A 13669-nucleotide genomic window follows, 5' to 3' on the forward strand; every position below is an offset into this window, starting at 1 on the left:
GCCGCCCTCGGCCCGGGGCGCGGGAGGAGCCGGGACCGGGTCCGCCCCGGGCGGACCCGGCGGGCTCAGTGGTGGCCGCCGCCCGAGGCCTCCAGGCGCTTGACCGAGGCCTCGACCTCGGCCTCGGCCTCGGCACGGCCGACCCAGTCCGCGCCCTCGACCGACTTGCCGGGCTCCAGGTCCTTGTAGACCTCGAAGAAGTGCTGGATCTCCAGCCGGTCGAACTCGCTCACGTGGTGGATGTCGCGCAGGTGCTCCATGCGCGGGTCGGACGCGGGCACGCACAGCAGCTTGTCGTCGCCGCCGGCCTCGTCCGTCATGCGGAACATGCCGATCGCCCGGCACTTGATGATGCAGCCGGGGAAGGTCGGCTCCTCCAGCAGCACCAGCGCGTCCAGGGGGTCTCCGTCCTCACCCAGGGTGTTGTCGACGAAGCCGTAGTCGGCCGGGTACACGGTCGAGGTGAACAGGTGGCGGTCCAGCCGGATGCGACCGGTCTCGTGGTCCACCTCGTACTTGTTCCGCGAGCCCTTAGGGATCTCGATGACGACGTCGAACTCCAAGGGAGACTCCTCCGTATGTTCCAGCCGCTCGTCGGGGCCCGGGGGTGCTCCCCCGGGGAGCGGCGATGTGGTGGTTAAGTGTCCCTCACGCAGGTGTGTGCTCGCGAAAGGGGCTGGTCCGAGGTGCGGGACACGTGGCAGGCGGTGGTCGGTTCCGCCGCCGTCGGACTCGCGGTCGCGGTGGCGGCGGTGGCCGTCACGGGACCTTGGGACTCCGGCCAGCGTACGGCCGAACGGGCCCGCGCCGCTTCCCCGGACCACCGCAGTGGCGCGGAGCACACCGGGGCCGGCGTCCCGGGCGGCCCCGCTCCGGCGCCCAGCGCCGCCGAGGTGCTGACCGCGCTGGGCGCCGCGCCCCCCGGCGGCGACGCCGCGCCGAACCCCGGCGAGGCCCCCGCGCCCGCTCCCGCCGCGCTCGCCGACGTCCTCCAGCCGCTGCTGGAGGAGGGCGCCCTGGGCACGCTCCGCACGGCCTCGGTGGTGGACGTGGCCACCGGGCGGGAGCTGTACGGGGCCGGGGAGGGCCGGGACGTCGTACCCGCCTCCACCGTCAAGGTCGCCACGGCGGTCGCCGCGCTGTCGGCCCTCGGACCGGACCACCGCATCCCCACCCGGGTGGTGTGGGACGCGAAGGGGAAGCGGGTCTTCCTGGTCGGCGGGGGCGACCCGACGGTCACCCCCGCCGCGCTGCGGCGGCTGGCCGACGCCACCGCCCGGGAGCTGGGGGAGCGCGGCGCGGGGCGGATCGCCCTCGCCCACGACACCTCGCTCTACTCCGGCCCCGCCCGCCATCCGATCGGGCCGAACGAGAACATCGCGCCGGTCACCGCGCTGATGGTCGACGAGGGCCGCCTCGACGGGAGCACCCGCGGCCCCGCCCCCCGCTCGGACGACCCGGCCCGGGACGCGGCCGAGGCCTTCGCCGACCGGCTGCGCGACCGCGGCGTCGACGTCGAGCGCTCCGAGCGCCCCCGCCGGGCGCCCGGGGGAGCCGAGGAGCTGGCCGTCCACCGTTCCGCGCCGCTGGCGGAGCTGGTCGAGCGGATGATGCTCCACAGCGACAACGACATCGCCGAGGCCCTCGTCCGGCAGACCGCCGTCGCGCGCGGCGAGCCCGCGAGCTTCGCCGGCGCCGGGCGCGCGGTGCGGGCGCAGCTCGCCGAGTACGGGCCGGCGCTGCCGCTGGAGGGCGCGCGCTTCGCCGACGGCAGCGGCCTCGACCGGAGCGGCCGGGTCTCCGCCGGGCTGCTGACCCGGCTGCTCGCCCTCTCCGCCGACCCCGCCCGCCCCGAGCTGCGGTCCGTCCTGACCGGTCTGCCCGTGGCCCGCTTCAACGGCACGCTGGGCGGGCGCTACGACGACGAGGCCACCCGCACCGGAGCGGGCCTGGTCCGCGCCAAGACGGGCACGCTGACCGGCGTCAACACCCTGGCGGGCACGGTCGTGGACGCCGACGGCAGGTTCCTGGCCTTCGCGTTCATGGCGTCGGGCACCACCGACCGCCAGGGCGCCCACACCGCCCTGGACCGCCTCGCCGCCGCCCTCGCCAACTGCGGCTGCCGCTGAACCGGCGGTTCCGCACCGCCGCGGGCGCCTCCGCCGGCGCCCTCCGCGGGCGTCCTCCGGCCCCGCGGTCCGGGCCGGGCGTGAGGGTCCGCGCCGGCGGGCACTCCTCTCCAGGCGCCCGGTCCGCTCCCGTTCGGCGGCACCGGCACGTACCGTGAAGTCATGACGAGCCTCGGTGGTGTGGAGATGGTCGACTGGAATCTCGCGGTGGCGACCGCGACCCGGCTCGTGAAGCCGGGGCCCGAAGTGAGCCGGGAGGAGGCGCGGGAGGCCGTCGCCGAGCTGCGGCGGCACGCCGCCGCCGCCGAGGGGCACGTACGCGGCTTCACGCGGATGACGCCCGACGGGGCCGCGGACACCCCCGTGCTCGTCGTGGACCGGCCCGGCTGGATCCGGGCCAACGTGGCGGGCTTCCGCGAGCTGCTGGCGCCCCTGCTGGGCAAGATGCAGGCGCGGCGCGGCGGCGGGCCCGGCGGCGCGGTGCTCGGCGCGGTCGGCGGCAAGGTGACCGGCGTCGAGGTCGGGATGCTGCTGTCGTTCATGGCCTCGCGCGTCCTGGGCCAGTACGAGACCTTCGCCCCGCCCACCCGCGACCTGCCGGGCGCCCCGGGCGAGGGCGGCGGACGGCTGCTGCTGGTCGCGCCGAACATCGTGCACGTCGAGCGCGAGCTGGACGTCGACCCGCACGACTTCCGGCTGTGGGTGTGCCTGCACGAGGAGACGCACCGCACCCAGTTCTCCGCCGTGCCGTGGCTGCGCGACCACATCGAGGGGGAGATTCACGCCTTCCTCGGGGAGACCGACATCGAGCCCTCCGCGCTGCTGGAGCGGCTGCGCGAGGCCTTCCAGTCGCTGGCCGGGGGCAGCCGGCCGGGGGGCGACGAGGGGGAGCAGGGCGAGGGACGCAGCCTCGTCGAGCTGGTGCAGACCCCCGCGCAGCGCGAGGTCCTCGGCCGCATCACCGCCGTGATGTCGCTGCTGGAGGGGCACGCGGACTACGTGATGGACGGCGTCGGCCCCCAGGTGGTGCCCTCGGTCGCGGAGATCCGCGAGAAGTTCCAGAAGCGCCGCGCCGCCGGCGCCGGCCGCCTGGACCAGGCGCTGCGCAGGCTGCTGGGGCTCGACGCCAAGCTGCGCCAGTACCGCGACGGCGAGCGGTTCGTGCGGGCGGTCGTGGAGGAGACCGGCATGGACGGCTTCAACCGCGTGTGGACGTCTCCCAACACGCTGCCCACCAAGGCGGAGATCGCCCAGCCGGCGGACTGGATCGCGAGGGTCCACCGGAAAGCGGACTGATGACCGCCGAACGCCGACACAATCACTCTTGCGAGGGACCGTGAGGGACGGGCGCGCGTGCGATGCTCAGGGATACAGCTCTTCTCTGTCACCATCGACGCACTCAGCGTAGTCACCGACTCCCCGAGGAAGTGAACGGACATGGGTCCCCACCCCGCGGTCGCCGCGATACGCCTGGCGGTTCGCCGCACACTCAGTGACGTGCTCCACGGCGTCTCCGGCGTCCCCCCGCACCGGCGGCCCCCGCTCGTACTCGTCGCCTGCTCCGGCGGCGCCGACTCGATGGCGCTCGCCTCCGCCCTCGCCTTCGAAGCCCCCCGCCTCGGTCTGCGGGCCGGGGGCGTCACCGTCGACCACGGCCTGCAGCCCGGCTCCGGCGACCGGGCCCGCGAGGTCGTCTCCCGGCTCACCGAGTTCTCCCTCGAACCGGCCGAGGCCCTCACCGTGACCGTCGGCCGCGGCGGCGGCCCCGAGGCCGCCGCCCGCACCGCCCGCTACGCCGCGCTCGACGAGGCCGCCGAACGCCTCGGCGCCGCCGCGGTCCTCCTCGGCCACACCCGCGACGACCAGGCCGAGACGGTGCTGCTCGGCCTCGCCCGGGGCTCCGGCACCCGCTCGCTGTCCGGGATGGCCGCCGTCTCCGGCTCGCCGGCCGGGCGGCCGGGCGCCCGGCACCGCTATCTGCGGCCCTTCCTCGCCGTGGACCGGCAGACCACCCGCAAGGCGTGCATGGTCCAGTCGCTGCCCGTCTGGGACGACCCGCACAACGCCGATCCCGCCTTCACCCGCTCCCGGGTGCGCCACGACGCCCTCCCCGCCCTGGAGAAGGCGCTCGGCAAGGGCGTGGTCGAGGCCCTGGCCCGTACCGCCCAGCTCTCGCGCGACGACGCCGACGCGCTCGACGCCTGGGCGCGCGAGGCCGAGCGCGAGGTCCTCGCCGCCGCCCGGCCGTCCCCGGACGGCGGGGGTGGCGAGGACGGCGGGAACGGCGGGAACGGCGGGAACGGCGGGAATGTCGCGGATGTCACAGCGGGCGCGGGCGTGGGCGCTGTGCCCGGGGCTGTGTCCGACGGGGTGTCCGGCGCGGTGTCCAACGAGACGTCCGGCGGTGTCCTGGACGTCGTCCGGCTCGGCGCCCTGCCGCCCGCCGTCCGCCGTCGCGTACTGCGCCGCGTGGCGGTCGCGGCCGGCTCCCCGGCGGGCTCGCTGTTCGCCCGCCACATCGAGGAGGTCGACCGGCTGGTCACCGACTGGCACGGCCAGCGGGCCATCAACCTGCCCGGCCGCGTGGCCGCCCGCCGGCAGGGTGGCACACTGGTCATCCGGCAAGTGTGATCCCCGACCGAGAGCAGCAGGGTGGACGACAAGGACATGGGCGCCGACCTCAAGTCGGTGCTCATCACCAAGGAAGAGATCGACTCGAAGCTGGCCGAGCTGGCGGAGAGGATCGACGCGGAGTACGAGGGTGAGGACCTGCTCCTGGTCGGAGTCCTCAAGGGCGCGGTGATGGTCATGGCCGACCTCGCCCGGGCCCTGTCCTCGCCGGTCACCATGGACTGGATGGCGGTGTCGTCGTACGGCGCGGGCACCCAGTCCTCCGGCGTGGTCCGCATCCTCAAGGACCTGGACACCGACATCAAGGGACGGCACGTCCTCATCGTCGAGGACATCATCGACTCCGGTCTGACGCTGTCCTGGCTGCTGTCGAACCTCGGCTCGCGCGAGCCCGCCTCGCTGAACGTCTGCACCCTGCTGCGCAAGCCGGACGCGGCGAAGGTGGCGATCGACGTGAAGTGGGTCGGGTTCGACATCCCCAACGAGTTCGTCGTCGGCTACGGGCTGGACTACGCCGAGAAGTACCGCAACCTCCCGTTCGTGGGGACGCTGGAGCCGCACGTCTACGGCGGCTGAGGGGCTCCCGCGGGGTCCGGGGCGCCGTCCGGGAACGTTGCGGGCGATTCCGGCGTTGGAACGTGCGGGCGGGGACACCCACCGCCCCCGGCGGCGTCGCCGCGGCAGTGCTTCGGGCGGCGATCCTGGGGTACCGTCCGAAGGTCGGTCTGTTGAGGCAGTCTGTTTGTAGGCCGAACAAGCCGGAGCAATACACCGTACGCGCAGACGATCTCTCCCGGGTCGCTGTGCCTCACTGTGGCAGGAGGGACGGGGCGCACGCCGCCCCGTGTGGATGGACGTGAAGCGCTACTTCCGTGGTCCCGTCATGTGGATCGTGCTGGCTGCCCTCGCCGTGGTCGTGTTGATGAACGTCGTCGGCTCGTCCGGCGGCTACAAGACGGTGGACACCGGCCAGGTCGTGCAGGCGATCAACGAGAACAAGGTCAAGTCCGCCGAGCTCACGACCGGCGACGAGCAGACCGTCAAGGTCGAGCTCACCGACGGCACGAAGATCGAGGGCAGCGACAAGATCAAGGCGAGCTACATCGACGAACAGGGCGTCGATCTGGCCAAGCAGCTGCAGTCCAAGTACCAGGACGGGCAGATCGAGGACGGTTACACCGTCTCGCCGCAGAAGCAGAACCCGTTCCTCGGGATGCTGCTCTCCCTGCTGCCGTTCGTGCTGATCGTGGTCGTCTTCCTGTTCCTGATGAACCAGATGCAGGGCGGCGGCTCCCGGGTGATGAACTTCGGGAAGTCCAAGGCGAAGCTGATCACCAAGGACACCCCCAAGACGACCTTCGTGGACGTCGCGGGCGCCGACGAGGCGGTCGAGGAGCTCCACGAGATCAAGGAGTTCCTCCAGGAGCCCGCCAAGTTCCAGGCCGTCGGCGCGAAGATCCCCAAGGGCGTGCTGCTCTACGGCCCGCCCGGCACCGGCAAGACGCTGCTCGCGCGCGCCGTCGCGGGCGAGGCCGGCGTCCCGTTCTACTCGATCTCCGGCTCCGACTTCGTCGAGATGTTCGTCGGCGTCGGCGCCTCCCGCGTCCGCGACCTGTTCGAGCAGGCCAAGGCGAACGCCCCGGCGATCGTCTTCGTCGACGAGATCGACGCCGTCGGCCGCCACCGCGGCGCCGGCATGGGCGGCGGCCACGACGAGCGCGAGCAGACGCTGAACCAGCTCCTGGTCGAGATGGACGGCTTCGACGTCAAGGGCGGCGTCATCCTGATCGCCGCCACCAACCGCCCGGACATCCTCGACCCGGCGCTGCTGCGCCCGGGCCGCTTCGACCGGCAGATCGCGGTGGACCGCCCCGACATGCAGGGCCGTCTGGAGATCCTCAAGGTGCACGCCAAGGGCAAGCCGATGGAGCCCGACGTGGACCTGGCCGCGGTCGCCCGCCGCACTCCGGGCTTCACCGGCGCGGACCTGTCCAACGTGCTCAACGAGGCCGCGCTGCTCACCGCGCGCAGCGACAAGAAGCTGATCGACAACCACTTCCTGGACGAGGCGATCGACCGCGTCGTGGCCGGACCGCAGAAGCGGACCCGGATCATGAGCGACAAGGAGAAGAAGATCACCGCGTACCATGAGGGCGGTCACGCCCTGGTCGCGGCGGCCTCGCCGAACTCCGACCCCGTCCACAAGATCACGATCCTCTCCCGCGGCCGGGCGCTGGGCTACACGATGGTCCTGCCCGACGAGGACAAGTACTCCACGACGCGCAACGAGATGCTCGACCAGCTCGCGTACATGCTGGGCGGGCGCGCGGCCGAGGAGCTGGTCTTCCACGACCCGACCACGGGCGCCGCGAACGACATCGAGAAGGCGACCGCCACGGCCCGCGCCATGGTCACGCAGTACGGCATGACCGAGCGGCTGGGCGCGATCAAGTTCGGCTCCGACCACTCCGAGCCCTTCCTGGGCAAGGAGATGGGCCACCAGCGCGACTACTCCGAGGAGGTCGCCGGGCTGGTGGACGAGGAGGTCAAGAAGCTGATCGAGGCCGCCCACAACGAGGCGTGGGAGATCCTCGTCGAGAACCGGGACGTCCTGGACAACCTGGTGCTGGCCCTCCTGGAGAAGGAGACCCTCGGCAAGGAGGAGATCGCCGAGATCTTCCGCCCGATCGTCAAGCGCCCGCCGCGTCCGGCCTGGACGGGCTCCGCGCGCCGGATGCCCTCCACCCGGCCGCCGGTCTCCACCCCCAAGGAGCTGGCGCTGACCAACGGCTCGCAGCCCGGTCAGGAGAAGGGCAAGGAGATCGGCCCGACCGACACGGCGCTTTCCAAGGAGACCCGCCTGCCGTCCGAGGAGCCCCGGCCGGAGAGCTGACCGAGGCCCTCCCGCCCGGGCCGTGACGGCCCCCGGAATGCCCGCCGCGCCCCTCCGGTTTACTACCGGAGGGGCGCGGCTCCTTGTTGCCCACGGTTGCCCACGTTCGAGAAAGAGGACCACATGATCGACCCGGTGACGCTGGACGGCGAGGGAACCGTCGGAGAGTTCGACGAGAAGCGCGCCGAGAACGCCATACGGGAACTGCTCATCGCCGTCGGCGAGGATCCCGACCGCGAGGGCCTGCGCGAGACCCCGGCCCGGGTCGCCCGTGCCTACCGGGAGATATTCGCCGGTCTGCGGCAGAGCCCGGAGGACGTGCTGACCACCACCTTCGACCTCGGCCACGACGAGATGGTGCTGGTGAAGGACATCGAGCTGCTGTCCTCCTGCGAGCACCACCTGCTGCCCTTCCACGGCGTGGCGCACGTCGGCTACATCCCCGCCGACTCGGGCAAGATCACCGGTCTGTCGAAGCTCGCCCGGCTGGTGGAGGTCTTCGCCCGCCGCCCCCAGGTCCAGGAGCGCCTGACCACGCAGATCGCCGACTCGCTGATGCGCATCCTGGAGGCGCGCGGCGTGATCGTCGTGATCGAGTGCGAGCACATGTGCATGACGGTGCGCGGCGTCCGCAAGCCCGGCGCCAAGACCATCACCTCCGCCGTCCGCGGCCAGCTCCGCGACTCCACCACCCGCGCCGAGGCGATGAGCCTGATCATGGCCCGCTGACGGCGCGGACACCGGACCCCGGCGGCATCCGGGGCAGGGCGGTGGCGGAGGGGCGCGCGCGGAGCGCCTACGCTGGACCGCATGAGTACCTTGCGCGTCCCCCGCGGGGAAGTGGCCGGACTGCCGGCCTGGGACCGGTGCGCGGTCATGGGCGTGGTGAACGTCACGCCCGACTCCTTCTCCGACGGAGGCCGCTGGTTCGACACCGACGTCGCGGTCAAGCACGGTCTGGACCTGATCGCCGAGGGCGCCGACCTGATCGACGTGGGCGGCGAGTCCACCCGCCCCGGCGCGACCCGCGTGGACGAGGCCGAGGAGCTGCGCCGGGTGATCCCGGTGGTCCGCGGCCTGGCCCGGGAGGGCGCGGTGGTCAGCGTGGACACCATGCGGGCGTCCGTCGCCGAGCGGGCGGTGGAGGCCGGCGCCCGGCTGGTCAACGACGTCAGCGGCGGACGCGCGGACGAGCGCATGGTCCCGGTGGTCGCCGGGGCCGGGGTGCCGTACGTGGTGATGCACTGGCGCGGCCAGAGCGTCGACATGAACGACCGGGCCGTCTACACCGACACCGTCACCGAGGTGATCGGCGAACTGCGCGCCGCCCTGGACCGGGCGGTGGCCGGCGGGATCGCCCCGGAGCGGATCGTCGTCGACCCCGGGCTGGGCTTCGCCAAGCAGGCCGAGCACGACCTGGCGCTGGTGGACGCCACCGCCCGGCTGCGCCGGGAGCTGGGACGGCCGGTGCTGGTCGCGGCCTCCCGGAAGCGCTTCCTGGGCCGGGTGCTGGCCGGCGACGGCGGTGAGGCGCCGCCCGCCCGGGAGCGGGACGCGGCCACCGCGGCGGTCTCGGCGCTCGTGGCGCGCGAGGGCGCCTGGGCGGTACGGGTGCACGAGGTGCGGGCGAGCGCGGACGCGGTCCGGGTGGCCCGGGCCCTGGAGGGAGCCAGGTGAGCGGAGAGGCCCGTACGGACGTCGAGGCGGTGGAGGCGGCGAACGCCGCGCTGTACGACGCGGTGGAGCGCGGCGATCTGGACGCCCTGGCCGAGAACTGGCTGCACGACGAGATCAGCGTCGTGCACCCCGGCTGGCCGGTGCTCAGCGGGCGCGACGAGGTACTGCGCTCGTACGCGCTGATCATGGCGAACACCGAGTACATCCAGTTCTTCCTGACCGACGTCGAGGTCTCCGTGATGGGCGACACCGCCCTGGTGACCTGCACCGAGAACATCCTCAGCGGCGGCCCCGCCGAGGAGGACGGCTCCGCCGGCCCCCTGGTCGGCGGGCTGGTGGTCGCCACCAACGTCTTCCGCAGGGCGGAGGACGGCAAGTGGAGGGTCTGGGCCCACCACGGCTCCCCGGTGCTCGTCGAGGAGGACGAGGACGACGAGGACGGCGGTCCGGACGGTCTCGACGGGATCGACGGCGAGGGCGGGACCGTGCTCTGAGAGCCGGTCTGAGAGAGTGGCCCCGGCGGCACCCGCCGCCCCGCGGCGCCCAGTCCGCGGGGAACGGGGCGCGACCGGCCCGCCGCCGCAACCGTACGACCGACGGGAGTGAGAGCGCGTGGACCGTGTCGCGTTGCGCGGACTGAGGGTCCGCGGGCATCACGGGGTGTTCGAGAGGGAACGGGACCAGGGACAGACCTTCGTGGTCGACCTCGCGCTGTACCTGGACACCCGTCCCGCCGCGGCCGGGGACGACCTCACGGAGACCGTGCACTACGGCATCGTCGCCGAGGAGGTCGCCGCGATCGTCGGGGGGGATCCGGTCGACCTGATCGAGACCCTCGCCCAGCGGATCGCCGACCAGTGCCTGACGCACCGGGTGGTGCGCGAGGTGGAGGTCACCGTCCACAAGCCCGAGGCCCCCATCACCGTCCCGTTCGACGATGTGTCCATCACCATCAAGCGGAGCCGCGTATGACGCCGAACAGCGACCCGACCGTACAGCCGGTGCCCGCCTCGGTGGTGCACCAGGTCGACGCCGCCGATGTGACCCTGCACAACCCCCAGCGCGCCGTCCTCTCGCTCGGGAGCAACCTGGGCAACCGCATGGAGACGCTCCAGGGAGCGATCGACGCGCTGGAGGAGACCCCCGGGGTGCGGGTCAAGGCGGTCTCGCCGGTGTACGAGACCGAGCCGTGGGGCGTGGAACCGGGCAGCCAGCCCGCGTACCTCAACGCCGTCGTCCTGCTCAAGACCACCCTGCCCCCCGGCTCGCTGCTGGAGCGCAGCCACGCCATCGAGGAGGCCTACGCGCGGGTGCGCGACGAGCACTGGGGCCCGCGGACGATCGACGTGGACATCGTGGCGTACCAGGACGTCGTCTCCGACGATCCCGCGCTGACCCTGCCGCACCCCCGCTGCCACGAGCGCGCCTTCGTCCTGGCGCCGTGGCACGATGTGGACCCCGACGCCGAGGTCCCCGGACACGGCCCGGTGGCGGAGCTCCTCGGCTCCGTGGGCGGCCGGGAGGGCGTGGTGCGCCGGGAGGACCTGGAACTGAGGCTGCCCGAGTGACCGCGCCGCGGCACGGCCGGGTCCCGGCGGGCACCGGAGCCGTGTGAACGGCACCGTACGGGCAAGGCTTTCGACGCGGTTCCGACGAGCTGTTTGGACGACGAGCTGTTTGGACGACGCCGCCACCGGGGCGGCGCCGATGGACGTGGGGAGTTCCGTGAGGGAACTACGTATCAGGACGCTGGCCGGCATCTTCGCGCTCGCGCTGGTGCTGTCCTGGGCGGGCGCCCGGATGTGGGACGCGCTGGGCACCCTGCCCGCCGTACCCGTCGCGGCCCCGATCGTGCTCGCGGTGATCGCCACCGTCCTGACCGCCACCGCCCTGTCGATCCGCGCCCGGCTGCGCGCCCAGCGCGAGCGCCGGCCCGGCGCCAAGGGCGTGGAGCCGATGATGGCGGCCCGCGCCGTCGTCTTCGGGCAGGCCAGCGCGCTGGTGGCGGCCCTGGTCGCGGGCGCGTACGGCGGCACGGGCGGCTACCTGTTCTTCGGCGCCATGGACGTGCCCGCCCGCCGCGACCAGGCGGTCTACGCCGGCCTGTCGGTGCTGGCGGGCGCCGCGGTGGTGGCGGCGGCCGTCTTCCTGCAACGGGTGTGCAGACTCCCGGAGGACGACGAGGACCCCCCGCCCCCGGCCGCTGCGGCGGCCTGAGGGCCCCGCGACCGCGCCGGCGACCGGCATTCCCGACCGCAGCCGTGACCGCAGCCGTGACCGCAGCCGTGACGCAGCCCCCGGCCCCGGCCCGTCCCGTCCAGCGGGACCGGCCGGGGCCGGCGGCGTGCGGAGGCCCGGCGTGCGGCGGCCCGGTGCGGGGGGCGGCCGGGGACGGATGGAGCCGGTGATGGACGAGGAGGCGTACGCGGGGCTGTCCGCGGTGGCGCTCGCCGCCGCGGTGACGCGGCGCGAGACGGCCGCCGCCGAGGTGGCGGCGGCGGCGCTGGGACGGATCGCCCGGCTGGAGCCGTCGCTGCGCGCCTTCCGCGAGGTGTGGGCGGACGAGGCGCGGGCGCGGGCGGCGGAGGTGGACCGCCGGGTCGCGGCGGGCGAGCGGCTGCCGCTGGCCGGGGTGCCGATCGGGGTGAAGGGGACGGCCGGGTTGCGGGCCGGACCCGCCCGGCGGCTGCTGGCGGCCGGGTGCGTGGCGGTCGGGGCGACCTCCGTGCCCGGACCCGGCACCCGGTGGCAGACCTGGGGGCTGGGCGCGGGCGGCCGTACCGCCAACCCCTGGCGCCCGGACCGGTCGCCCGGGGGCTCCTCCGCCGGTTCGGCGGCGGCGGTCGCGGCCGGGATGGTGCCGGTGGCCACCGGCACCGACGGCGCCGGGTCGGTGCGCATCCCGGCGGCGTGGTGCGGGGTGCTCGGGCTGAAGACGACCAACGGGCGGCTGCCCACGGCCGACCGCTCGGGACTGGCCGCGCCCGGCGTCCTCGTCCGCCACGCCGCGGACCTCGCGGCGTGGCTGGAGTGCGTCCTCGGGGTGCGCGCCGGGAACGCCGGAGGAGGAGCCGGGGGGACCGGGGGGCCGGTGACGGCGGTGTGGTCGCCGGACCTGGGCTACGCGGAGAGCGAGGCGGAGGTCGTCCGCGTGGTGCGGGAGGCGGTGGACCGGCTGGCCGCGGCGGGCGTCGTACGGCTGGTGCCACCGGCGGGGGAGGCGGGGGCCGTCCTGCTGGACCCCGGACCGGCGTGGCTCGCCCTGCGCGGCCCCGGCGGGGAGCGGACGCGGGCGGACATGCGGGCGGACATGCGAGCAGACACGCGGGCGGACAGGGCGCGGGCGGAGCGGACGCGGGCGGAGAACGACGGGCGCCTCGACGCCCTCCTCGCCGGGGCGCGGCTGCTGCTGACCCCGGCGACCCCCAACCGGCCCCACGGGCACGACGGTCCGGGGGAGCGGTACAGCACGGCGCTCACCTGGGCCTTCAACCTCAGCGGCCATCCCGCCGTCAGCGTTCCCGCGGGACTGACCGGCGACGGGTGCCCGGCCGGGCTCCAGATCGTGGCCGCCAGGGGGGCGGAGCCGCTGCTCGCCGGGGTGGTGCGGGCGGCGGAGGATGCCGGTCTCGTGGTGCGGGAACCCGGGGAGGGGTGAACCCGTCCGTCCGGCGGGTGCCGTCTGTCGGGCGGCGCGCGCCCCCGGTTATCGTCCGACCATGGAGGAGATCTTGGAACCACCGGATCTGAAGGCCGACGTCCACCCCAGCCGCCGCTTCCAGGAGCGCCTGCTGGACGATCCCGGGGACCGCGAGGCGTGGCAGGGCCTGCGCTCCTCCTACGACCGGATGGCCGGGGAGTGGCGGGAGTGGACCGAGGAGCAGCACGGGTACGACCTCGCGGTGCGCGAGGGGCTGTGCCGGATCCGTCCCGCCGAGTGGGCGGTGGAGATCTGCTGCGGCACCGGTGAGGCCACGGCGGCCGTCGCGGCGGCCGTGCCGTCGGTGGTCGCCTGCGACCTGAGCCTGGAGATGCTGCGCCGCCGCGTGGACGTGCCGGGGGTGCGCTGGGTGGCGGCTGACGTGCGGTCACTACCCCTGGGAACGGCGCGTGTTCCCTTGGTAGTGTCGCTCAACGGGGTCTTCAACCCCTCCGAGATCGCGCGGGTGATCAGGCCCGGCGGGCAGTTGCTGTGGTGCACCTCGTTCCGCGCGGGGACGCCGCTGTACGTGCCGCCGGAGCGGATGCACCGCCTGCTGGGCGCGAGGTGGACGGCCGCGGGCGGCCACGCCGGGCACGGCGAGTGGACGCTGTTCACCGCTCCCGGGTGAGCGTCCGC

Annotated in this window: 13 protein-coding genes and 2 pseudogenes; 14 read left to right on the forward strand and 1 reads right to left on the reverse strand. The window is 74.2% G+C overall.

Going from position 1 to position 13669, the window contains the following annotated elements:
- Positions 1–65 precede the first annotated feature (65 nt).
- The gene (locus tag QC029_RS19270; protein WP_279556956.1) at positions 66–563 is read right to left on the reverse strand and encodes an inorganic diphosphatase; all 498 of its coding nucleotides are present in this window, start codon (positions 561–563) and stop codon (positions 66–68) included.
- 123 nt (positions 564–686) lie between these two features.
- Here QC029_RS19270 and dacB point away from each other — a divergent pair, with 123 nt between their 5' ends.
- The 14 genes and pseudogenes from dacB to QC029_RS19335 all read left to right on the forward strand — a co-directional run bounded on the left by dacB (position 687) and on the right by QC029_RS19335 (position 13661).
- Entirely contained in the window at positions 687–2129 is a 1443-nt protein-coding gene (gene dacB, locus QC029_RS19275; RefSeq protein ID WP_279556957.1) for a D-alanyl-D-alanine carboxypeptidase/D-alanyl-D-alanine-endopeptidase, read from the forward strand.
- Between the two features lie 162 nt (positions 2130–2291).
- Complete coding sequence (locus QC029_RS19280; protein WP_279556958.1) at positions 2292–3425, forward strand: zinc-dependent metalloprotease; 1134 nt, start codon at positions 2292–2294, stop codon at positions 3423–3425.
- A gap of 141 nt (positions 3426–3566) precedes the next feature.
- Positions 3567–4349 (forward strand): annotated as a pseudogene (tilS, locus tag QC029_RS19285) (tRNA lysidine(34) synthetase TilS); the annotation flags it as partial.
- Positions 4350–4532: 183 nt separating this feature from the next.
- Positions 4533–4760, forward strand: a pseudogene (locus QC029_RS31130) (TilS substrate-binding domain-containing protein); the annotation flags it as partial.
- Positions 4761–4796: 36 nt separating this feature from the next.
- Positions 4797–5336 carry a hypoxanthine phosphoribosyltransferase gene (hpt, locus tag QC029_RS19290; RefSeq protein ID WP_279557008.1) on the forward strand — a complete coding sequence of 180 codons (540 nt, stop codon included), beginning with the start codon at positions 4797–4799 and terminating at the stop codon, positions 5334–5336.
- A gap of 274 nt (positions 5337–5610) precedes the next feature.
- Entirely contained in the window at positions 5611–7653 is a 2043-nt protein-coding gene (gene ftsH / locus QC029_RS19295) for an ATP-dependent zinc metalloprotease FtsH (RefSeq protein WP_279556960.1), read from the forward strand.
- A 123-nt stretch (positions 7654–7776) separates the two neighbouring features.
- Positions 7777–8382, forward strand: a complete 606-nt coding sequence (gene folE / locus QC029_RS19300; protein ID WP_279556961.1) for a GTP cyclohydrolase I FolE — start codon at positions 7777–7779, stop codon at positions 8380–8382.
- An 81-nt stretch (positions 8383–8463) separates the two neighbouring features.
- Positions 8464–9330 carry a dihydropteroate synthase gene (gene folP, locus QC029_RS19305; protein ID WP_279556962.1) on the forward strand — a complete coding sequence of 289 codons (867 nt, stop codon included), beginning with the start codon at positions 8464–8466 and terminating at the stop codon, positions 9328–9330.
- The gene (locus tag QC029_RS19310) at positions 9327–9824 is read left to right on the forward strand and encodes a nuclear transport factor 2 family protein (RefSeq protein ID WP_279556963.1); all 498 of its coding nucleotides are present in this window, start codon (positions 9327–9329) and stop codon (positions 9822–9824) included. The genes folP and QC029_RS19310 overlap by 4 nt, the downstream gene beginning before the upstream one ends.
- A 118-nt stretch (positions 9825–9942) precedes the next feature.
- A complete protein-coding gene (gene folB, locus QC029_RS19315; protein WP_279556964.1) occupies positions 9943–10302 on the forward strand; it encodes a dihydroneopterin aldolase in 360 nt (119 codons plus the stop codon).
- Positions 10299–10898 (forward strand): 2-amino-4-hydroxy-6-hydroxymethyldihydropteridine diphosphokinase, encoded by a 600-nt coding sequence (gene folK / locus QC029_RS19320; RefSeq protein ID WP_279556965.1) that lies wholly within the window; start codon positions 10299–10301, stop codon positions 10896–10898. The genes folB and folK overlap by 4 nt, the downstream gene beginning before the upstream one ends.
- A 157-nt stretch (positions 10899–11055) precedes the next feature.
- A complete protein-coding gene (locus QC029_RS19325; RefSeq protein WP_279556966.1) occupies positions 11056–11547 on the forward strand; it encodes a DUF3180 domain-containing protein in 492 nt (163 codons plus the stop codon).
- Positions 11548–11737: 190 nt separating this feature from the next.
- Positions 11738–12988 carry an amidase family protein gene (locus tag QC029_RS19330; protein ID WP_279556967.1) on the forward strand — a complete coding sequence of 417 codons (1251 nt, stop codon included), beginning with the start codon at positions 11738–11740 and terminating at the stop codon, positions 12986–12988.
- A gap of 61 nt (positions 12989–13049) precedes the next feature.
- Positions 13050–13661 (forward strand): class I SAM-dependent methyltransferase, encoded by a 612-nt coding sequence (locus QC029_RS19335; RefSeq protein ID WP_279556968.1) that lies wholly within the window; start codon positions 13050–13052, stop codon positions 13659–13661.
- Positions 13662–13669 lie beyond the last annotated feature (8 nt).

Source organism: Streptomyces sp. DH37 (assembly GCF_029813835.1).
GTDB lineage: Bacteria > Actinomycetota > Actinomycetes > Streptomycetales > Streptomycetaceae > Streptomyces.